The organism is Micromonospora humida (genome assembly GCF_016901255.1).
In the GTDB taxonomy this organism is placed as follows: domain Bacteria; phylum Actinomycetota; class Actinomycetes; order Mycobacteriales; family Micromonosporaceae; genus Micromonospora; species Micromonospora wenchangensis.
The window spans coordinates 104,000-124,372 of the sequence record NZ_JAFEUC010000003.1 but is presented as its reverse complement, the minus strand read 5'-3'; the positions used below and the strand labels follow the sequence as shown (position 1 = coordinate 124,372).

General features: G+C 75.1%; 13 protein-coding genes. 6 read left to right on the top strand and 7 right to left on the bottom strand.

The features are described 5' to 3' along the window. Positions 1 to 5: 5 nt before the first annotated feature. Complete coding sequence (locus JQX11_RS07590) at positions 6 to 1,250, bottom strand: PucR family transcriptional regulator (protein ID WP_204924273.1); 1,245 nt, start codon at positions 1,248 to 1,250, stop codon at positions 6 to 8. Positions 1,251 to 1,346: 96 nt separating this feature from the next. On the opposite strand from JQX11_RS07590, the gene JQX11_RS07585 reads away from it, so the two are divergent. Both JQX11_RS07585 and JQX11_RS07580 read left to right on the top strand, forming a co-directional pair. Further along, positions 1,347 to 3,005: an FAD-binding dehydrogenase gene (locus JQX11_RS07585; RefSeq protein WP_204924272.1), complete on the top strand. Its 1,659-nt coding sequence runs from the start codon at positions 1,347 to 1,349 to the stop codon at positions 3,003 to 3,005. A gap of 59 nt (positions 3,006 to 3,064) precedes the next feature. After that, positions 3,065 to 3,715: a formylglycine-generating enzyme family protein gene (locus JQX11_RS07580; protein ID WP_204924632.1), complete on the top strand. Its 651-nt coding sequence runs from the start codon at positions 3,065 to 3,067 to the stop codon at positions 3,713 to 3,715. 57 nt (positions 3,716 to 3,772) lie between these two features. On the opposite strand, the gene JQX11_RS07575 is transcribed toward JQX11_RS07580, so the two are convergent. Next, positions 3,773 to 4,789 carry a LacI family DNA-binding transcriptional regulator gene (locus JQX11_RS07575; protein ID WP_204924271.1) on the bottom strand — a complete coding sequence of 339 codons (1,017 nt, stop codon included), beginning with the start codon at positions 4,787 to 4,789 and terminating at the stop codon, positions 3,773 to 3,775. A 362-nt stretch (positions 4,790 to 5,151) separates the two neighbouring features. On the opposite strand from JQX11_RS07575, the gene JQX11_RS07570 reads away from it, so the two are divergent. Together JQX11_RS07570 and JQX11_RS07565 are read left to right on the top strand one after the other, a co-directional pair. Next, a complete protein-coding gene (locus JQX11_RS07570; RefSeq protein WP_204924270.1) occupies positions 5,152 to 9,261 on the top strand; it encodes a SpoIIE family protein phosphatase in 4,110 nt (1,369 codons plus the stop codon). Beyond that, on the top strand, positions 9,258 to 9,557 hold the full coding sequence (locus JQX11_RS07565; protein WP_204924269.1) for an STAS domain-containing protein: 300 nt from the start codon (positions 9,258 to 9,260) through the stop codon (positions 9,555 to 9,557). Before JQX11_RS07570 ends, JQX11_RS07565 begins: the two co-directional genes overlap by 4 nt. A 59-nt stretch (positions 9,558 to 9,616) precedes the next feature. Here the strand turns inward: JQX11_RS07565 and JQX11_RS07560 are convergent, their stop codons facing one another. The 3 genes from JQX11_RS07560 to JQX11_RS07550 all read right to left on the bottom strand — a co-directional run bounded on the left by JQX11_RS07560 (position 9,617) and on the right by JQX11_RS07550 (position 13,989). Further along, positions 9,617 to 10,321, bottom strand: a complete 705-nt coding sequence (locus JQX11_RS07560; protein WP_204924268.1) for a VOC family protein — start codon at positions 10,319 to 10,321, stop codon at positions 9,617 to 9,619. A gap of 195 nt (positions 10,322 to 10,516) precedes the next feature. Then, positions 10,517 to 12,250: an ABC transporter ATP-binding protein gene (locus JQX11_RS07555; protein WP_204924267.1), complete on the bottom strand. Its 1,734-nt coding sequence runs from the start codon at positions 12,248 to 12,250 to the stop codon at positions 10,517 to 10,519. Then, positions 12,247 to 13,989 carry an ABC transporter ATP-binding protein gene (locus JQX11_RS07550; RefSeq protein ID WP_372444567.1) on the bottom strand — a complete coding sequence of 581 codons (1,743 nt, stop codon included), beginning with the start codon at positions 13,987 to 13,989 and terminating at the stop codon, positions 12,247 to 12,249. Before JQX11_RS07550 ends, JQX11_RS07555 begins: the two co-directional genes overlap by 4 nt. A gap of 180 nt (positions 13,990 to 14,169) precedes the next feature. Between JQX11_RS07550 and JQX11_RS07545 the strand changes: the two genes are divergently transcribed. Together JQX11_RS07545 and JQX11_RS32975 are read left to right on the top strand one after the other, a co-directional pair. After that, complete coding sequence (locus JQX11_RS07545; protein ID WP_232377459.1) at positions 14,170 to 15,279, top strand: hypothetical protein; 1,110 nt, start codon at positions 14,170 to 14,172, stop codon at positions 15,277 to 15,279. A gap of 49 nt (positions 15,280 to 15,328) precedes the next feature. Beyond that, positions 15,329 to 18,547: an ATP-binding protein gene (locus JQX11_RS32975; RefSeq protein ID WP_204924266.1), complete on the top strand. Its 3,219-nt coding sequence runs from the start codon at positions 15,329 to 15,331 to the stop codon at positions 18,545 to 18,547. On the opposite strand, the gene JQX11_RS07535 is transcribed toward JQX11_RS32975, so the two are convergent. Together JQX11_RS07535 and JQX11_RS07530 are read right to left on the bottom strand one after the other, a co-directional pair. Continuing rightward, the gene (locus tag JQX11_RS07535) at positions 18,507 to 19,334 is read right to left on the bottom strand and encodes an ABC transporter permease (protein WP_204924265.1); all 828 of its coding nucleotides are present in this window, start codon (positions 19,332 to 19,334) and stop codon (positions 18,507 to 18,509) included. The two genes, JQX11_RS32975 and JQX11_RS07535, sit on opposite strands and share 41 nt — an antisense overlap. Continuing rightward, positions 19,331 to 20,305: an ATP-binding cassette domain-containing protein gene (locus tag JQX11_RS07530; protein ID WP_204924264.1), complete on the bottom strand. Its 975-nt coding sequence runs from the start codon at positions 20,303 to 20,305 to the stop codon at positions 19,331 to 19,333. The genes JQX11_RS07535 and JQX11_RS07530 overlap by 4 nt, the downstream gene beginning before the upstream one ends. Positions 20,306 to 20,373 lie beyond the last annotated feature (68 nt).

Below are 20,373 nucleotides of genomic sequence, written 5' to 3'. Positions count from 1 at the left end.
ATGGTTCAACCGTCGCCGGAACGATCCGGCTCACCGGTCGGGCGCTGGTGCAGGGCGAGGGTCAGCAGGAGGCGGGCGTCCGGGTCGTCGAGGGCCGGGCCGAACAGGCCGCGTAGCTGCCGCATCCGGTAGCGGACGGTCTGCGGGTGGGTGTGCAGGTCCTCGGCGACGGCGACCACCTGTCCCTGCCGGCGCAGCCAGCCGTGCAGGGTCTCGGCCAGGGCCCGGCGGGTGGTGGGCCGCAGCCCGGCCAGCGGGGCCAGCACCGTGCCGGCGAGGTGCCCGGCCAGGCCCGGCTCCCACGCGGTGAGCAGGGTGAGCAGGTGGTCGTCGCAGGACACCACCGGGTCCGGGCCGAGCGCACCCTGCTGGTGCAGGGTCAGCGCCCGGCGGGACAGCCGGTACGACAGCCGCGCCTGCTGCCGCTGCACCGTCGGCCCGAGCGCGGCCCGTCGTCCGACCAGCGCCTGCCGGGCGCGGTCGAACCGTCCCGGCGTACCGGGATCGGGCAGCACCACCCGGATGGCGTCGCCGACGACGGCGGCCAGCGCGCCCGCGCCGATGCCCCGGGCCACGTGTTCGGCGTCGGTGCCCTCGACGCTGAACACGGCAACGGTCGCCGGCAACGGCCAGCGGGCCGCGTCGGCGGCGGCGTGCAGCACCGCCCCGGTCGGCGGATCGGGCTGCACGAGGAGGGTGACCAGTCGGCGTCGGGTGGTGGCCCAGTCCTGGGCGGTGTCCCGCTGCTCGGCGAGGAACCCCTCGGCGGCGGCCCCGGCCAGCGCGTCGACGTAGCCGAACAACGCCCCGGCGATCACGTACAGGTCGGCCGGGGCCGGGCCGGCCGGCGTGGCGGCGGGCCCGCCGGGCCCGGCCGGCCCGGTGGCGTGTTCCACCAGGAAGGCCCAGATGTCGCGGGCCCCGAGGGTGAGCACGGTCCGCAGCGCGTCCACCCGGTGCCCCTCGCGGTACTCGGTGCGCCCCAGGGCGTGGAACACCTCCCGGGTTCCGGTCAGCTCCCGGGCCGGGTCGGCGACCGCGTCGACGAAGGTGTCGACGGCGGTCTGCACGCCCAGCGCCAGGCCCTGCCCCTGCCCACCGGTCAACGACCGGCCCTGGGCGGCCATCGCGGCCCGGACGGTGGCGAGGATCCGCTCGTGCAGCGGTCCGCGCAGCCCCCGCAGGTGGTCGCCGACCGACGGCGCGAGACCGGCGAGACCGGGCTCGATGTCGAGCAGGGCGTCGGACACGATCGGCCATCCTTTGTCATCCGGGTGACAATTCCGCTGGTGAATACTGCACCCCGGCACGGATCATTTTGGCACCGCGCTACGTAGGGTCGGCGCATGGAGACGGATGTCATCGTGATCGGCGCCGGCCTGGCCGGTCTGGTCGCCGCCGCCGAGGCCGCCGACGCGGGCCGTCGGGTGCTGCTGCTGGACCAGGAGTCGGAGCACAACCTCGGCGGGCAGGCGTTCTGGTCGTTCGGCGGGCTGTTCTTCGTCGACTCGCCCGAGCAGCGGCGGATGGGCATCCGCGACTCGGTCGAGCTGGCCTGGCAGGACTGGACCGGTAGCGCCGCCTTCGACCGGCCCGAGGACCACTGGCCGCGCCGGTGGGCGCAGGCGTACGTGCACTTCGCCGCCGGGGAGAAGCGGGCCTGGCTGCGGTCGATGGGTCACCGGGTCTTCCCGGTGGTGAGCTGGGCCGAGCGGGGCGGGGGAGCGGCCCACGGGCACGGCAACTCGGTGCCCCGGTTCCACGTCACCTGGGGCACCGGCCCCGGCGTGGTCGAGCCGTTCGCCGGGCGGGTCCGGCAGGCCGTCGCGCAGGGCCGGGTGACGTTGCTGTTCCGGCACCGGGTCGACGAACTCGTCACCACCGCGGGAGCCGTCACCGGGGTACGCGGCGCGCTCCTCGCCCCCGACGACGCGCCCCGGGGGTGCAGCAGCTCCCGGGAGGTCGTCGGCGACTTCCAGCACGACGCCCAGGCCGTGATCATCACCTCGGGCGGCATCGGCGGCAACCACGACCTCGTCCGGCGGGCCTGGCCGGCCCGGCTCGGCACCCCGCCCACCCGGATGGTCACCGGCGTCCCCGCCCACGTCGACGGCCGGATGCTCGCCATCACCGAGACCGCCGGCGGGCAGGTGATCAACCCGGACCGGATGTGGCACTACACCGAGGGGCTGCGCAACTGGGACCCGATCTGGCCCCAGCACGGCATCCGCATCCTGCCCGGCCCGTCCTCGCTCTGGCTCGACGCCACCGGGGCCCGGCTGCCGGCACCGCTGTTCCCCGGCTTCGACACCCTGGCCACCCTGCGGCACCTGCGCGCCACCGGCCACGACTACAGCTGGTTCCTGCTCACCCAGAAGATCATCGAGAAGGAGTTCGCGCTGTCGGGCTCCGAGCAGAACCCCGACCTCACCAACCGCAGCGTCCGGCAGGTGCTGCAACGCGTCCGGCCGGGGGCGCCCGGCCCGGTCGAGGCGTTCAAGCGGCACGGGGCCGACTTCGTCGTCGCCGACTCGCTGCCCGAGCTGGTGGCCGGGATGAACAAGCTGGCCGCCGAGACCGACGGTCCGCAGCTCGACACCGCCGCGCTGACCGCGCTGGTCGAGGCGCGCGACCGGGAGATCGCCCACCCGTTCGGCAAGGACGCCCAGCTCGCCGCGATCAGGGGGGCCCGTCGCTACCGGGGTGACCGGCTGATCCGGGTCGCCACCCCGCACCGGCTGCTCGACCCGGCGGCCGGCCCGCTGATCGCGGTGCAACTGCACGTGCTGACCCGCAAGAGCCTCGGCGGCCTGCACACCGACCTGTCCGCCCGGGTGCTGCGTCCCGACGGCGAACCGCTGGCCGGGGTGTACGCGGCCGGCGAGGTCGCCGGCTTCGGCGGCGGGGGCATGCACGGCTACAGCGCCCTGGAGGGCACCTTCCTCGGCGGCTGCCTGTTCTCCGGCCGTACCGCCGGTCGCGCGGCGGCGGCGGCCGCCGGCTGACCGGCCCGGCCGGGTCCTCGCTAGGCTCGGCTGCCGTGGACGACGACGCGCTGACCGCGATGGTGACCGTGGCGGCGGGACAGGTGACCCTGTCCGACAGGCGTACCGAGCGGCGCTGGTCCGTCGGGGTGGCGGCGTACCGGCTCGGCGTCGTACCGGTCACCCAGGGGTGGTACGCCCGGGTGACCGGGGAGCGGCCGAGCACCACCCGGGGCGACCGGCTGCCCGTCGAGGGGGTGTCCTGGGTCGACGCGGTGCGCTTCTGCGACGCCCTGTCCCGGCAGGAGGGGCTCACCCCGGCGTACCGGCTGCACGACGACGGTGAGGGTGCGGACTGGGACCCGCGCGCCGACGGCTACCGGCTCCCGACCGAGGCCGAGTGGGAGTACGCCTGCCGGGCCGGCACCACCGGTCCGCGCTACGGTCCGCTCGACGAGATCGCCTGGTACCGGGGCAACTCCGGCGAACGACCGCACCCGGTGGCCGACCGCACCGCCAACCCGTGGGGCCTGTACGACCTGCTCGGCAACGTCTGGGAATGGTGCTGGGACGTCTACGACGCCGAGGTGTACGGCGGCTACCGGGTGCTGCGCGGGGGCGGCTGGTTCGACGAGCACTGGAGCTGCCGCGCCTCGGTACGCCGCCGCAGCCACCCGACGCTGCGCATCGACGACGTCGGTTTCCGGCTGGCCCGTTCCCTGCCGCGCTGACCCCGTGACCGGTGCCCGGACGGTCCGTGACTCCTGCGCAGACCGGAACCCGCCCGGTCAGGCCAGCCGGCGGGTGCTGTGCCGCACGATCAGCGGGGTGGCCAGCTCGATCCGGTGGCTGTCCAGGCCCTCCCCGGCCACCAGGGAGAGCAGCATCCGGGTCGCCATGCCGGCCATCTCGGCCAGCGGCTGACGCACGGTGGTCAGCGGCGGAGCCGCCCAGCGGGCCGAGTCGAGGTCGTCGAAGCCGACGATGCTGATGTCGTCGGGGACCCGGGCGCCGCGCTCGTAGAGCGCCTCGTAGGCGCCCAACGCCATCTCGTCGGCGCAGGCGAACACGGCGGTGGGGGGCTGGGCGAGGTCCAGCAGGGCGTTCATCTCCCGGTAGCCCGACGGGGAGGTGAAGTCGCCGTGCCGGACGTACCCGGCGGGGATCTTGCGGTTGGCCGCGTTCATCGCGGCCCGGTACCCGTCGACCCGGGCGCGGCTGCACGGCACCGTCGGCGGGCCGCCGATCACCGCGATCCGGTGGTGACCCAGGTCGAGCAGGTGTTCGGCGGCGGCCACCCCGCCGGACCAGTTCGTCGCCCCGACCGACGGGATGCCCGCGCCGGGCTGGCCGGCCGGGTCGATGATGACCACCGGGATGCCCAGTTCTTCGAGCTGGCCCTGCTGGCTGGGGGACAGGTCGGAGAGCACGAGCAGCACCCCGTCGCAGCGGCGCTTGGAGAGCTGTTCGATCCACCGCCGGTCGGGGCGGCTGCGGCTGCGCCCGTGCACGGCGGAGACGACCACCCCGACGCCCGCCCGGTAGGCCAGATCCTCGACACCGTCGAGGATCTGCATCGCCCAGGGACTGCCGAGATCCCGGAAGACCAGGTCGATGAGGCCGGCGGCACCGGGCATCGCGGGCGCCCGGCGGGCGGTGTACGACCGCCGGTCGAGCAGGTCCTGGATCCGGCGTCGGGTCGCCGGGGCGACGTCGGGTCGACCGTTGAGCACCTTCGAGACGGTGGGCACGGACACCCCCGCGGCGGTCGCGATCTCCGACAGCGTCGCCCGGTCCTCCGCCATGCCCATCTCCTCCACAGTCGTGCGCCCGTCGGCAGCATAGCCCGAAAGTTTCGGAGTTCGGGTGACGCCCTGGTCGTTGCGGCGGTGCGGCCCCCCGACACCGGCCGGTCGGGGAGCACCGGCCCTGGTGCCGGCCCGGGTGACCGTGGGCCCGTCGGCAACCGAAACTTTCCCGAAACCGACTTGTCCGGTGCGGTGGGTCGGGCCGGGAGACGACGGGCCTTCACGCCCCGCCCGATTTCTGCTGCGGCGGCGCATACGGCATGCTGTGCCGCAGTGGCAGGAGACTCTGCCGGTGACCGGCGACGAGCCGCGGACACGCGGTCGTCCCTGCGCGAGACGTGCGGGAGGGCGGGGCGGCGATGGCCGAGGCTGAGGCGGGGCGTTCCGTGTTCACCGGCGCCAGCGAGATGGCGGCCCGGATGCGCGCCTTCGACTGGCCCGCCACCTCACTGGGCGCGGTCGCCGACTGGCCGGCGAGCCTGCGCACCGCCACCCGGATCTGCCTGACCTCCCGGTTCCCCATGATCGTCTGGTGGGGCCCGGAGCTGCGCTTCCTCTACAACGACGCGTACGGCCCGCTGCTCGGCAGCAAACACCCGGCCCTCGGCAAGCCCGGCGACCAGGTGTGGGGCGAGATCTGGCACATCATCGGGCCGATGCTGCGCGGCGTGGTGGAGACCGGCGAGGCGACCTGGTCGGAGGACCTGCTGCTGCCGATGAACCGGCACGGCTACTGGGAGGAGACCTACTGGACGTACTCCTACAGCCCGCTGCACGACGACGACGGTGTGGTGCGCGGCGTGTTCACCGCGGTCAGCGACACCACCGAACGGGTGATCGGCCAGCGGCGGCTCGCCGCGTTGCAGGATCTCGGGGCCCAGGCCGGCACCGCCCGTACCGTCGGTGAGGCGTGCGAGCTGGTCGCCGGGTCGCTCGGCCGGGCCGGGGCCGACGTGCCGTACGCGGCGGTGTACCTGCGGGCCCGCGACGGCGGGCTGCGGCTGACCGCCAGCACCCGCGCCGGTGAGGTCGACCGTGCGGGCGGGGCCACCGCCGCGGTGTGGCCGGTGGCGCAGGTGCTCGCCGACGGTCGACCGGCGCACGTCACCGACCTGCTCGACCGGGCGGGCGAACTGCCGGCCGGCGGCTGGCAGACCGCGCCGACCGAGGCGGTGGTGCTGCCGCTGCACGGCGAGACCGGCGCCGAGGACATCGGTGTCATCGTGCTGGCCGCCAGCGCCGGCCGGGCGCTCGACGACGGCTACCGCACCTTCTTCGACCTGGTGGCCCAGCAGAGCGCCGCCCTGATCAACGGCGCGGTCGCCTACGAGGTGCAGCAGCAGCGGGCCGAGGAACTCGTCGAGCTGGACCGGGCCAAGACGGCGTTCTTCTCCAACATCAGCCACGAGTTCCGTACCCCCCTGACGCTGATCAGCGGCCCGTTGCAGGAGCTGCGGGCCCGGCTGGGCGACGGGGACGCGCAGGTCCGCGACGAGCTGGACGTCATGCACCGCAACGCGTTGCGGCTGGGCAAGCTGGTCACCGCGCTGCTCGACTTCTCCCGCATCGAGGCCGGTCGGATGCAGGCGAGCTACGAGCCCGTCGACCTGTCCCGGTTCACCGCCGAGCTGGCCAGCGTGTTCCGGGCGGCGGTCGAACGCGCCGGCCTCACCCTCGACGTGGACTGCCCGCCGCTGTCGGGGCCGGTGCACGTCGACCGGACGATGTGGGAGAAGGTGGTGCTCAACCTGCTCAGCAACGCCCTCAAGTTCACCTTCCACGGCGGCATCCGGGTCACGGTCGCCGACCACGACGGCACCCCGACGGTGCAGGTCGCCGACACCGGCATCGGGGTGCCGGCCGACGAGATCCCCCGGCTGTTCGAGCGCTTCCACCGGGTGCCGCAGGCCCGGTCCCGGTCCCACGAGGGCAGCGGCATCGGCCTGGCCCTGGTCCGGGAGCTGGTCGGCCTGCACGGCGGCACGATCACCGTGGACAGCACCCCGGACGTCGGCACCACCTTCACCGTACGGCTGCCGTACGGCGTCGCCCACCTGCCTGCCGAGCACGTCGTCACCGGCGTCGGCGCGCCGGTGCCGTCGGACAGCGCCGAACCGTTCGTCGCCGAGGCGCTGCGCTGGCTGCCGGTCGCCGGCACCGACGACCCGCCGGTGCCGCAGCCGGCACCGGCCGGCCTTCCCGGCGCGGCCCGGCCCCGGGTGCTGATCGCCGACGACAACGCCGACATGCGCGAGTACCTGCACCGGCTGCTGCGGTCCCGCTACGACGTCACCGCCGTCGGCGACGGGATCGCCGCGCTGGCCCGGGCCCGGACCGCACCACCCGACCTGATCGTCAGCGACGTGATGATGCCTGGTCTGGACGGCCTCGAACTGGTCGCCGCGCTGCGCGCCGAACCCCGCACCATGGGGGTGCCGGTGCTGCTGCTGTCGGCCCGCGCCGGCCAGGAGGCCGCCGTCGAGGGGCTGGAGGCGGGCGCCGACGACTACCTGGTCAAACCCTTCTCCGCCGAGGAGCTGTTGGCCCGGGTCCGGGCCAACGTCGACCTGGCCCGGTTGCGTAACCACCACGCCAACTGGCGGGCCGCGATGATCAACTCGTTGCAGGAGGGGTTCTTCGTCCTCGACGCCGACGGCGCGCTGGTGGAGATGAACACCGCCTTCGCCGAACTGTTCGGGTACGGCCCCGAGGGCCTGCCCTACCGCCCCCGCTACCCGTGGTGGCCCGACGACGTCGCCGACGCCTCGGCGAACCGGCTGGTGGCCGACGCGTTCGCCCAGGCGATGACCGTCTCCCACGGATCGTTCGTGGTGCCGCTGCGGCACCGCGACGGGCACCGCCTCTGGACGGCGGTCGCCTTCAACGCGGTCACCGACGACCACGGACGGCGGATGGTCGTCGGCACCATCCGCGACGTCACCGCCGAACGGTACGCGGTGCAGCGGGAGACCGCCCTCAGCACGCTCAACCAGCGGCTGTCCCGGGCGGCCAGCACCAGCGAGGCGTTGCGCGCCGGCATCGAGGAGCTGAGCCAGCTCTGGCAGGCCCACCGGGGGGTGGCCGTCCGCTGGGCGCCCGACGGCACGCCGACGGTGACCGCCACCCCCGGCACCGACTGGGAGCAACTGTCCGGCCCGGTCCGCGAGACGGTCACCACGCTGCGGACGCAGCCACCCCTGCGGATCACCATCGACCCGGCCACCGGGTCCCGGCCCGCCGGCGTCGGCACCACTGTCGACTCGCCGCAGGGTCCGCTGGTGATCTGGCTCGAACTCGACCCGGCGCGCGGCTTCGGCACCGAGGACCAGATGCTCCTGCTGCTGCTGTGCGGCGCGCTCGGGCAGGCGTTGCACCGGGCCCACGCCACCGACCAGCAACGTGAGGTGGCGGTCGCCCTGCAACGCTCCATCCTCGGTCCGGCCGAGCTCCCCGCCGGGTTCGCCGTCCGCTACGAGCCGGCGACCCGCCCCCTCGAGGTCGGCGGCGACTGGTACGACGCGGTGACCCTGCCCGACGGCCGGATCGGCATCGTCGTCGGCGACTGCGTCGGCCGGGGTCTACCGGCCGCCGCCGTGATGGGGCAACTGCGTAGCGCCTGCCGGGCCCTGCTGCTGGAGGCGTCCGGCCCGGCGCAGGTGCTCACCGCCCTGGACCGGTTCGCCCGGATGCTGCCCGGTGCGGCCTGCACCACCGTGTTCTGCGGCATCCTCGATCCGGAGACCGGGAAGTTGACCTACAGCAGCGCCGGGCATCCACCGGCGATCCTCACCCACCCCGACGGCCACACCGAACTGCTGGCCGACGGCCGGGGCAGCCCGCTGGGCATCCCGTCGCGCGGTGGCCGCCCCGACGCGACAAGCATCGTGCCGGCTCGGGCCGTGCTGCTGCTCTACACCGACGGTCTGGTGGAACGCCGCCGCCAGTCGCTCGACACGGGGATCGCGCAGGCCGCCTCCGCCGTCCGGGAGGACCACACCGCCGGGGTGGAGCAGCTCGCCGACCGGGTGATGCGGCGGATGACCCCGCAGGGCGGGTACGACGACATCGCCCTGCTGCTCTACCGCCATCCGGCACCACTGGAGCTGTCGTTCCCCGCCGAACGCTCGCAGATGGCCCCGGTGCGTTCCACCCTGCGCCAGTGGTTGCGCCGCACCGGCGCCGACCCGCACCTGGCCCAGGACGTGCTGGTGGCCACCGGTGAGGCCTGCGCCAACGCGGTCGAGCACGGCCACCGCGACGCCCGTCCCGGGCTGATCCGTCTGCTCGCGGTGGCCGCCGGCACCGACCTGTTCGTCACGGTGGTCGACTCCGGACGGTGGAAGGTGCCCGAGATAGACCACGACCGGGGACGCGGCATCAACCTGATGCGCGCGTTGATGTCGCACGTGGACATCCGGACCACCGACGCCGGCACCACCGTCGAGCTGCACACGAGGATCCCCGCATGAACACGCCCCTGGGCCTGGCCACCGGCCGGCAGGCCGACGGCGCGCCGGTGCTGACCGTCACCGGCGAGATCGACATGAGCAACGCCGACGAGTTCCGGACGGCGATAGCCGACGCCGCCGTCGACGGGCACCGGCTGACCGTCGACCTGACCGGCGTGGAATACCTGGACAGCGCCGCGCTGGCCGCGTTGTTCGCCCACGTCGACGGCCTGTCGGTGGTGGCGAACCCGTTGCTGGCCAGCGTCCTGACCATCTCCGGTCTGAGTCGACTGACCACGGTCACGATCCTCGACTGACCCGATCGGCCGGCACGGGCCGTGAGCCGACGGGGGCACCCCGGCGAACGGCCTGGCGGTCAGCTCGCCGTCACGCAGAACTCGTTGCCGTCCGGATCGGCCAGCACGACGTCGCCGGACGCGCCGACCCCGAGCCGGGTGGCCCCGAGGGCGACCAGTCGGTCGACCTCCGCCTGCTGGTCGCCCGCGGGCGCGAGGTCCAGGCGTTGCCGGTTGCGGCCCTGCTTCGCGGCCACGGGCGGGCCGCCCCAGGCGACCTTCGTGCCGCCGTGCGGTGACTGGACGGCGGTCTCCTGGTCCTGATCCCAGACCAGCGGCCAGCCCAACGCCTCGCTCCAGAAGAGGCCGACCTGCCGGGTGCCGTCGCAGGCGATCTCGCCGAGCGGACCGCACCCGGCGAGGAAACCGTTGCTCGCCTCGATGACGCAGAACTCGTTGCCCTCGGGGTCGGCCAGGACGATGTGCCCCTCCTCGGGACGCTGCCCGACGTCGAGGTGGCTGCCGCCGAGGTCCAGTGCGGCCGCCACCTGCCGCCGCTGGTCGTCGGGGCTGGTGCTGGTCAGGTGCAGGTGCATCCGGTTCGGCCCGCGCTTCTCCGAAGGGCTCGGGACGAACCGGAGGCTGAGCTGGGTCGTCGTGCCGGGCAGGAGCGCACCACCGGCGGCGTCCTCGACGACCTCCCGGTGGAGCAGGCCGGCCCAGAAGCGCGCGAGCCGGTCCGGATGTCGGGCATCGAGGGTCAACGTCAGGGGTCCCGAGAGCATCACCGCACAGTAGACGCCGACCGGTGGGGCAACAAGGCGATTGCGTCGGGCCGGCGGGGCGCATCGGCGATGGTGGCACCGGGCGGGGTCGGGGCGGTGGACGGTGGTCGCCGCCCGGACCCGTGAGCCGAGGTTCACCGCGCTGCTCCGGCACGTCCCCGGGGTGCCGGAAACCGTGCCCGGGTTGATCCCCTGTCAGTGGCCGTGCCAGGACCGCCACAGCGACGCGTAGACGCCGTCGGCGGCGACCAGGTCGTCGTGTCGGCCGATCTCGGTGATCCGGCCGTCCTCCAGCACCGCCACCCGGTCGGCGTCGTGCGCGGTGTTGAGCCGGTGCGCGATGGCGATCACCGTCCGGCCGGCCAGCACCGCACCGAGCGCCTGCTCGGTGCGCCGGGCGGTCGTCGGGTCCAACGCGGCGGTCGCCTCGTCGAGGATCAGGATGTCCGGGTCGGCCAGGACGAGCCGGGCCAGCGCGAGCTGCTGGGCCTCGGCCGGGCCCAGGTCGCGCACCCCGGCCCCGAGCGGGGTGTCGAGGCCGTCCGGCAGGTCGGCGAACCAGTCGGCCCCCACCGCCGCCAGGGCGGCCCGTAACTGCGCGTCGGTGCCGCCCGGCGCGGCGAACACCAGGTTGTCCCGCAGCGTACCGAGGAAGACGTGGTGTTCCTGAGTGACCAGGGCGATCCGGCGGCGGCGCTCGGCCGGGTCGAGGTCGGTGACCGCGACCCCGCCGAGGGTCACCGTTCCCTGGGCGGGCACGTCGATGCCGGCGAGCAACCGGGCCAGGGTGGACTTGCCCGCCCCGGAGGGGCCGACCACGGCCAGCCGTTCCCCTGCCGCGACCGTCAGGTCGATGCCGTGCAGCACCTGCGGGCCGTCCGCGTACCGGAACGTGGCCCCGCGCACCTGCACCATGCGCCCGGTGGGCAGGGCCGCCCGGCCCCGGGGCTCCGGCGGCACCTGCCCCACCCCGAGCACCCGGGCGTACGACGCGACGCCGCGCTGTGCCTGCTCCACCCACAGCAGCAGCCGGTCCAGCGGGTCGATCGCCTGTTGCAGGTAGAGCGCGGCGGCGACCACCTCACCCAGGCTGACCCGTCCCCGCGACAGCAGCACACCCCCGGTGAGCAGCACGGCGGCGATCGGGAGCGGATAGCTGCCCTCCACCACCGGAAAGAACGCCGACCGCAGGGCGAGGGTGGCCCGCCGGGTGGTCCACACCGCGCCGATGCGGGCGGTGCCGTGGGCGACCCGGTCACGGCCCAGCCGCAACGCCTCGACGGTACGGGCGCCCTCGGCGGTCGTGGTCAGCGCCTCGGTCAGCTCCGCCGTCGCCGCCCCCTCGGCCAGGTAGGCCGGGGTGGCCCGGCGCAGATACCGGTGGACCGCCACCCCGATCGACGGGAACCCGGCGAGCGCGACCAAACCGAGCAGCGGGTCCAGCAGGAACACCGCGCCGAACAGCAGCGTCAACTGGGTCCCCGCGATGACCAGCACCGGCACCACGTCACGCAGCATGGTGCCCACCGTGGACACGTCCACCGAGCTGCGGGTGGCCAGGTCACCGGTGCCGGCGTGCTCGACCACCGAGACGGGCAGGCCGAGCAGGCGGGTCACGAAGTCCTCGCGCAGCCGCGCCACGGCCCGCTCACCGAACCGGTGCCCGGCGAACTGGGCGTAGCGGGCGAGCAGCCCCTGCACCAGCACGCAACCGCCGATGGCCAGCGCCAGCCGGTCCACCGCGCCCGCCCCGGCCCCGGCGGTGACCTGGTCGACGATCCGCCCGATCAGCCACGGCGCGGCCAACCCGGCGAGGGCGGCGGCGCTGTGCAACGCCAGCACCCCGACGACCGCCCACCGGTCACCGGCGAGCACGTCGCGGGCGGCCCGCCGGACCACCGCCGCACTCGCGACCGGGAGCTTCGTCACCGTCCGGCCCGCCCCACCGGCGTGTCGTCGGTGCCGCTGGTCCGCGAGACCAGCCGCCGGTAGTCCGGGTCGGCGGCCAGCAGCGCGGTGTGCGTCCCGGTGCCGGTGATCCGACCGGCGCGCAGGTGGGCGACCGTGTCGGCGTGCCCGAGCAGCACCGGTGAGGTACTCAGCAGCACCGTCGTGCGACCCGTACGGGCCTGCCGCAGGCGCTGGGCGACCCGGGCCTCGGTGTGCGCGTCCACCGCCGACGTCGGATCGACCAGGATCAGCACCTCCGGGTCGGCGAGCAGGGCACGGGCCAGCCGGACCCGCTGCCGCTGGCCGCCGGAGAGGGTACGGGCCCGGTCGCCGACCGGGGCGTCGAGGCCGTCGGGAAGCCCCTCGACAACGTCGCGGGCCGACGCCACGTGCACCGCCGCGTCGATCCGGGCGTCGTCGACGGTGCCGTGTGGACCGGTGAGGATCTGCCGCAGCGTTCCGGCGAAGAGGTACCCGTCGTGGTCGGCGACCAGGATGCGGGAGCGCACCTCGTCGAGGTCGACGGCCGTCAGCGCGACCCCGCCCCAGGTGACCGCGCCGGTGACGTACCGGCCCAGCCGGTCGGCCAGGGCCGCGGCGTCGGCCGGGTCGTCGGCGGCGACGCCGACCAACCCGCCCACCGGGACCGTCAGCCCGCTGTCCGGGTCGTGCAGCGGGGCCGGGCCGGCCGGGGCGGGACGGGTCGCCGGGCCGCCCACCGGGTCGGGGGCGAGCCGGAGCAGGTCGACGATCCGCCGGGCGGCGACCCGGCCCTGGATCAACTGGTAGCTGCCCTCCAGCAGGAACCAGACCGGCACGATGAGCACCGCCACGTAGCCGTAGACTGCCACCAGTTGCCCGACGGTGATCCCGCCCGTCACGGCCGTGCGGGCGGCCAGCCACACCACCACGGCGAGGAACAGCCCGGGGATGACGGCGGTCAACGCGTCGACCCAGCTGAGCACCGCACCCACCCGGTAGCCCTCGGCCCGCAGCCGTTGCGACCGGGCGGCGTACCGGCGGGCGAACAGGTGCCGGCCGCCCACCCCGGCGAGCACCCGCAGGCCGGCGACGATGTCGTCGGCCCGGGTGGTCAGCTCGCCCTGCTGTTGCCGGTAGACCGCCTCGGCCCGCTCCAGCCGGCGCAGCAGCGGACCGACGACCAGGGCGATCACCGGCACCCCGAGCAGCGTCACCAGCGCCAGCACCGGGTCGATCGACCAGAGCACCACGGCCGCGACCGCGTACGCCAGCACCGCGCCCACGCCGGGGCCGGTCAGGGTGAGCACCTGCGAGGTGCGCACGATGTCGTACCCGCCGACGGTGGCGACGTCACCTGCGGCGAGCCGGCGGGGCAGCACCGCCCCGACCCGGGCGAGCTGACGCAGCAGCACGGCCGCCGAGCGGGCGCTGGCGTCCTCCCGGATGAACGTCATGGTCCGGTGCCGCATGATGCCCGCCCAGGCCAGCGCGGCCCCGGCGACCACGATCGCGGCGACCCAGCCGAGCAACGCGGCGGTGTCGCCGGTCCGCAGCCCGTCGTCGACGGCGCGGGCGACCAGGAACGGCCGCACCGACAGCCCCACCATCCAGACCGTGCCGAACAGCGACCCGCGCAGCACCCGCCACGGCTGGCAGCGGACCAGCCACCAGATGTACCGCAGCGGCCCCGCCGTGTCCGGCGTGCCCGGGTCCGGGTGGGGCAGGCGTGGAGGCACCGACCCAGGCTAGTCACCGGCCGCCGCCCGCACCGGCCCGTACGCGGCCGCGACGCGGTGGCGTGCGTACACCTCAGTGGCTGGCGGGGTGGCGGCATTGACGCGGCCTACGACGACCGGCAAGCTCCTGTGCTCGGATCGTCGACGGCGGGCGTCGTCGGCCACGGCGGGGGAGGGGCGATGACGCGGCGGCCGGCCATCCGCGTATCGACGCTGCTCACCACGCTGCTCGTCGTCGGCGCGGCGACGGTGGCCGTCCCCGACCCGGCCCGCGCGGCGGTGCCGGCCACGGTGTGCCGGGTCCGCGACGGGCGGCTGACCGAGATCTCCGGCATGGCCGTCACCGACTCCGGGTTCGTGATGGTCAACGACGGCGCCGACGAGGCGTCCCGGCGGCGCATCTTCTTCCTCGACACCCGGTGCGCGGTGGTGCGCACGGTGGCCTACCCGTCGCGGCCCCGCGACACCGAGGACCTGGCGCTCGGCGCGGACGGCACGGTCTGGGTCGCCGACACCGGCGACAACGACCGGACCCGGTCGACGGTGGCGCTGTGGAAGCTCGCGCCCGGGGTCCGCCGGCCGGTGCTGCACCGCCTGACGTACCCCGACGGGGCGCACGACGCGGAGGCGCTGCTGCTCGACGGGGCCGGTCGCCCGGTGGTGGTGACCAAGCAGGGCGGCAGCGCCGGCGTCTACGTGCCGACCGGGCCGCTGCGGGCCGGCGCGACGGTGCCGTTGACGCTGGCCGGGCAGGTCCGGTTGCCGCTCACCACGACCCCGAACCCGTACTCGTTCTTCGGCCGTCGGCTGGTCACCGGCGGGGCCGTCGCCCCGGACGGCCGCCGGGTCGTGCTGCGCACCTACGCCGACGCCTTCGAGTACGAGGTGACCGACGGCGACGTGGTGGGCGCGCTCACCGGCGGCACGCCCCGGACCGTGGCGCTGCCCGACGAGCCGCAGGGCGAGTCGGTCAGCTACAGCCGCGACGGCCGCTTCCTGCTCACCGTCTCCGAGACCGCAGGTCAGCCGCCCGGCACCCTGCCGACGGTGCTGCGCTACGCCCGCCCGGCGGGCCCCTCGCCCCCCACGCCGGCCGCGTCGTCCCCGCCCGCCCCGACGGCGTCCACCGGAGCACCGGCGGCGGCGTCCCCGGGCGCGGCCCCCGCCCCGGGGCCCCGGGGCGGCGTCGGCGCAACCCGGTCGCTGCTGCTGGGGGTCGGGGTGATCGGCGTCGGCCTGCTGCTGGCGGCGCTGGTCGGGGTGGCCAGGTCGCGGCGGACCCGTCGCTGAACCGGGGGGACGGCGTCGGCCGGGTGTCCCGGTGAGGGATGCTGGAGCCGTGCAGATCAGCATCCTCGGCCCGCTCGCCGTCGACGGCCGGCCGGTCCGGGGTGAACGGCTCGCCGCCGTGATCCGCACGTTGGTCGACGCGCGGGGCCGGGCGGTCTCCACCCCGCTGCTGGTGGACGCGGTGTGGGACGGCGCACCACCGGACGACGCGACCGGCGCGGTGCAGGCCCTGGTCTCCCGGGTACGCCGGCTCGGACTGCCGGTGGTCGCCGTGCCGGGTGGCTACCGGTTGCCCGCCGACCAGGTCACCGTCGACGCCGTCCGGGCCCGGTCGCTGCTGGAGCGGGGGCGGGCCGCCCTGCGCGACGGTGCCGGGCCGGCCGCCCGGGACGCCGCCGACGCGGCCCGGACGCTGTTCCCCGAGGTCCCGCAGTCGGACACCGGGGCGACCGCCCGGCTGTTCGCCGACGTCGTCGCGTTGCGCGCCGAGGCGGCGCTGACCGGCCCCGGCCCCTACGACGACAGCGACCTGCGCTGGCTCGTCGCGCGGACCCCGCCGGACGAACCGTCGGCCGCCCTGCTGGTCCGGATGCTCGCCGCCCAGGGGCGTGACGCCGAGGCCCTGGAGGTGGTCGCGCGGCTGCGCACCGAGCTGGCCGACCGCTACGGCACCGACCCGTCGCCGCTGATCAACCAGGTCCACCTGGCATTGCTGCGGGGTGAGCTGACCACCCCGGCCGGCCCCGCGTCGCCGGTCGCGCCGGCCCGGACGGTCCTGCCGTCCGCCTGGCGGCGGCCGGTGACCGCGCTCGTCGGCCGGGAACGTGACGTCGAGGCGGTGGAGACGGCGCTGGCCGAGGCGGCCCTGGTGACCGTCGTGGCCACGGGCGGCGCGGGCAAGACCCGGCTCGCCGCCGAGGTGGTACGTCGGGCGGTGGCGGCCGGACGGCCGGCCCGGGTGATCGAACTGGCCGGGCTGCGGGCCGCCGAGGAGGTGCTGCCCGCCGTTCTGGCTGCTCTCGGCGGGGCGGACACCACGACGGCCGGCGGCACCCTGGGCCTCGACCGCCGGGTGCTCACCCCGCCGGAGCGGCTGCGTGCCCTGGCGCCGGATCTCGACGGCCTGGTGGTGCTGGACAACTGTGAACACCTGCTGGACCCGGTGGCGGCGGTCGTCGCGGACCTGGTCGCGGTGAGCCCGCCGGAGGTGGCCGTGCTGGCGACCAGCCGGGCGCCGCTGGGCCTGGCCGGGGAGCGGGTGCACCGGTTGACCGCGCTGCCCGACGCCGACGCGGTGGCGCTGGTCGAGTCCCGGGCCCGCGCCGGTGGTGCGGTGCCCACCTGGGACACCGACCGGACGTTGGCCCTGTGCCATCGCCTCGACAATCTCCCCCTGGCCCTCGAACTGGCCGCCGCCCGGCTGCGGCACATGCCGATCGACGACGTGCTCGCCGGGCTGACCGACCGGTTCGCGCTGCTCGACGCCGCGCTGCGCGGCCTGCCGGAACGGCACGCGAGCCTGTGGGCGATGGTCGACTGGAGCCGGGAGCTGCTCGCCCCCGCCGACCGGGACCTGCTCCAGCGGGTCGCGGTGGTCCCCGCCCCGTTCACCGCCGACCTCGCCGCCGCCGTCGCCGGCCTGCCCGACGTCCGGCGTGGGTTGGCGCGGCTGGTCGAACAGTCCCTGTTGACCCTCGTCGAGGGCGACGGCCCACCCCACTACCGGATGCTGGAGACCGTCCGCGAGTACGGCGAGGCCCGGCTCGACGCGGCAGGTGACCGCGCCCCGGCGATGGCCGGCCTGGTCGGCTGGGCCCGACGGCAGGCGGTCGGGCTGCTCGACCGGTTCATCGGCCCCGATCAGCTCGACGCGTTCGCCGGGTGCGCCGCCGAGCAGGACAATCTCGTCGCCGGCCTGCGGTGGGCGGCCGGGCACGACGACGAACCGGCGGTGGTGGACATCGCCACCCCGCTGTTCCACCTGTGGGCGGTGCGGGGCCTGCACCTGGAGGTCTCCGGCTGGTCCCGGGGCCTGCTGCACCTCGACGCCCCCGACCGGCGACGCGGCTGCGCGATCGTCTCCGGCCGGGCCAGCGGTCGGCCGTTGCCCGACGCCGACCGGCTGGCCTGGATGTGCCTGCTGGTGGTGGTCAACGCCGGCATCACCGGCCCGCTCCGGCTCGCCGTGCTCGCCCGCCGGGCCCTGTTCCGGCTGCTGGCCGAGCGGCCCCGGGAGGTCTCCTCCCGGCACGCGGTGCTCGCCACGGTGCTGCCAGCGTTCGACCAGCTCGAACCGGAGCTGGCGCTGCCGGGCACCACCACCCTGATCGAGCATCCCGACCCGTACGTGCAGGGCTTCGGCCTGTTCGCCCGCGCGGCGATCGGGGACAGCGGGGGTCTGCCGGCGGCCTCGGTGGCCGACGCCGAGCAGGCGTACCGCCGGTTCGAGACGGCCGGCGACCACTGGGGGATGGCGATGGCGGCACAGGTCGTCGGGCACGGCCTTACCCTCACCGACGGCAGGTCCACCGAGTGGCTGGCGCGTGGCGTGCACCACATGGAGCTGATCGGCGCCACCCAGGACGTCCGCGCCGCCCGGGTGGTGCTGGACGTGCAGCTCGCGCTGTGCGGTGACCCGGCGGCCGAGCGGCGGTTGGTCGAGACGGCGACCCCCGGCCAGGGGGAGGAGGTGGAGACCGCCCAGGCGAGCCTGGGGCTGGCCCGCCTCGCCTGGCAGCGCGGGCGGCACGCCGAGGCGCTCGACCACGCCGAGGCGGTGGTCCGTGCGCTGGCCGGCTGGACCGGCCCGCCGCCGCAGGCCCGGGTCGTGCTGCGGGTCGCGGTGGCGGTGCTGCGCCTGCGGATCGCCGAGGTCTGGCCGGCCGCTCGGCGCGACGTCGACCTCCGCGCCACCGACCTGCTGGCCGCCGCCGGCGCGGAGGCGCTGTCGTCGCGGGACCTGCCGGTGATCGGGACCTGGGCGTTGGGGGGCGCGGAACTCGCCGCCTGGCGCGACGACGTCGGGACCGCCCGTGAGCTGTTCGCGCTCGGCACCCGGCTGGGCAGCAACTCGGCGGCGTTCTTCCCGTCGGGCATCGGGGAACGGCTCACCGCCGCCCTCGGTGACGAGGCGCGGCGGGAGCCGTTGCTGGCCGGGTGGCGGGCGCGGCCGGCCGCCGCGGCCGCCACCCGGATCGGCGAGCTGATGGACGACCTGCTCGGCCGGGTCAGACCCGCCGACGGTACGCCCGCAGCGCCAGTGGCATGAACACCGCCACGAAACCGGCGCACCACAGCAGCGTCCACCACACGTGGTTGCCGACCGGGGTGCCGAGGAACAGTCCGCGCATCGCCGTCACCAGGTGGGTCAGCGGGTTCACCGTCACCACCGCCTGCATCCAGCCCGGCAGGGTGCCGGCGGCGACGAACACGTTGGACGCGAAGCTCAACGGCATGATCAGCGCGAACATCACCCCCTGCACCGCGCCCGGCGTGCGGACCTTCATCCCGACGTAGACCGGCAGCCAGCTCAGGCAGAGCGCGAACAGCACCGCGAGCAGGCAACCGGCGAGGGCCTGGACCGGGCCGGACTCGACCCGGAAGCCGAGCAGGTAGCCGATCGCCAGCGTCGACACGGTCACGATCACGTACCGGACCACGTCGCCGAACACCGCGCCGACCAGCGGTGCGGACCGGGGGACGGGCAGCGAACGGAACCTGTCGAAGATGCCCTTGGCGATGTCGGTGTTGAGGTTGACGCCGATCGCGATGCATCCGGTGGCGATGGTCTGCGCCAGGATGCCCGGCAGCAGGTACTGGAGGTAGTCGTGGGTGGAGCCGGCGACCGCGCCACCGAAGACGTACACGAAGATGACCAGGAACAGCACCGGTTGCAGGGTGACGTCGATCAGCGCCTCGGGGGTGCGCCAGGTCTTGATCAGGCTGCGTCTGGCCAGTGCCAGCGAGTGTCGCAGCAGGCGCAACGGCCGGGGCTGCGCCACGACCGTGGACAGCGTCGGTCCGGTGCGGGGCGGGATACCGGTCAGGGTGCTCATGCGGCGACCTCCGTACGGGTGGTGTCGTCGGCCGCGGTCCGGCCGGTGAGGGTGAAGAAGACCTCGTCGAGGCTGGGCAGGTGCAGCGAGAGTTCGGTGACCGCGATGCCGGCGGCGGCCAGCCGGGCGACGCTCTCGGTCAACGCGGAGTCGTCGGTGACCGGCACCGCGAGCACCCCCCTGCGGATCTCGTCGGCGGGCGCGCCGGAGCCCACCCGGGACAGGATCGCTGCGGTCGGGGCCAGCTGCGCCGGGTCGGTCGGCCGCACCTCCAGGGTCTGCCCGCCGACGATCCGCTTGAGCCCGTCCGGGGTGTCGTGGGCGATGACCCGGCCGTGGTCGATCACCGTGATGGCGTCGGCCAGCGCGTCGGCCTCCTCCAGGTACTGCGTGGTGAGCAGCACGGTCGCCCCGTTGCCCACCAGCGACCGGACCACGTCCCACATGTCCTCGCGTTTGGCAGGGTCGAGGCCGGTGGTCGGTTCGTCCAGGAAGATCACGTCCGGTGAGCCGACCAGGCTGGCGGCCAGGTCCAGCCGGCGGCGCATCCCGCCGGAGTAGGTCTTGGCCGGCCGGTTCGCGGCGGCGGTCAGGTCGAACCAGTCGAGCAGTTCGGCCGCCCGCCGCCGCGCGCCGGCCCGGCCGAGTTCCAGCAGCGTCCCGAACAGTTCCAGGTTCTGCCGCCCGGTCAGGTCCTCGTCGACCGAGGCGTACTGGCCGGTGAGGCCGATGGACTGCCGGACCCGCTCGGCCTGGCGTACCACGTCGAGGCCGTTGATCCGGGCGGTGCCGGCGTCGGGGACCAGCAGCGTGGACAGGATGCGCACGGCGGTGGTCTTGCCGGCGCCGTTCGGGCCGAGCACCCCGAGCACGGTGCCCCGGGGTACGGCGAGATCCACCCCCTGCAACGCCCGGGTGGACCCGAAGGTCTTGACCAGGCCCTCGGCTTCGATCATCAACTCAGCTGTCATGCCGGCCAGCGTGCGCCGGCCGGCTGACACCGCGCCGACACGCCACCGACACGCCGCCGACGCCCCCG

Coding starts and splice junctions, on each gene's coding strand:
- JQX11_RS07585 (WP_204924272.1), top strand. CDS start 1,347: ATGGAGACGGATGTCATCGTGATCGGCGCCGGCCTGGCCGGTCTGGTC.
- JQX11_RS07580 (WP_204924632.1), top strand. CDS start 3,065: ATGGTGACCGTGGCGGCGGGACAGGTGACCCTGTCCGACAGGCGTACC.
- JQX11_RS07575 (WP_204924271.1), bottom strand. CDS start 4,789: ATGGCGGAGGACCGGGCGACGCTGTCGGAGATCGCGACCGCCGCGGGG.
- JQX11_RS07570 (WP_204924270.1), top strand. CDS start 5,152: ATGGCCGAGGCTGAGGCGGGGCGTTCCGTGTTCACCGGCGCCAGCGAG.
- JQX11_RS07565 (WP_204924269.1), top strand. CDS start 9,258: ATGAACACGCCCCTGGGCCTGGCCACCGGCCGGCAGGCCGACGGCGCG.
- JQX11_RS07560 (WP_204924268.1), bottom strand. CDS start 10,321: ATGCTCTCGGGACCCCTGACGTTGACCCTCGATGCCCGACATCCGGAC.
- JQX11_RS07545 (WP_232377459.1), top strand. CDS start 14,170: ATGACGCGGCGGCCGGCCATCCGCGTATCGACGCTGCTCACCACGCTG.
- JQX11_RS07535 (WP_204924265.1), bottom strand. CDS start 19,334: ATGAGCACCCTGACCGGTATCCCGCCCCGCACCGGACCGACGCTGTCC.
- JQX11_RS07530 (WP_204924264.1), bottom strand. CDS start 20,305: ATGACAGCTGAGTTGATGATCGAAGCCGAGGGCCTGGTCAAGACCTTC.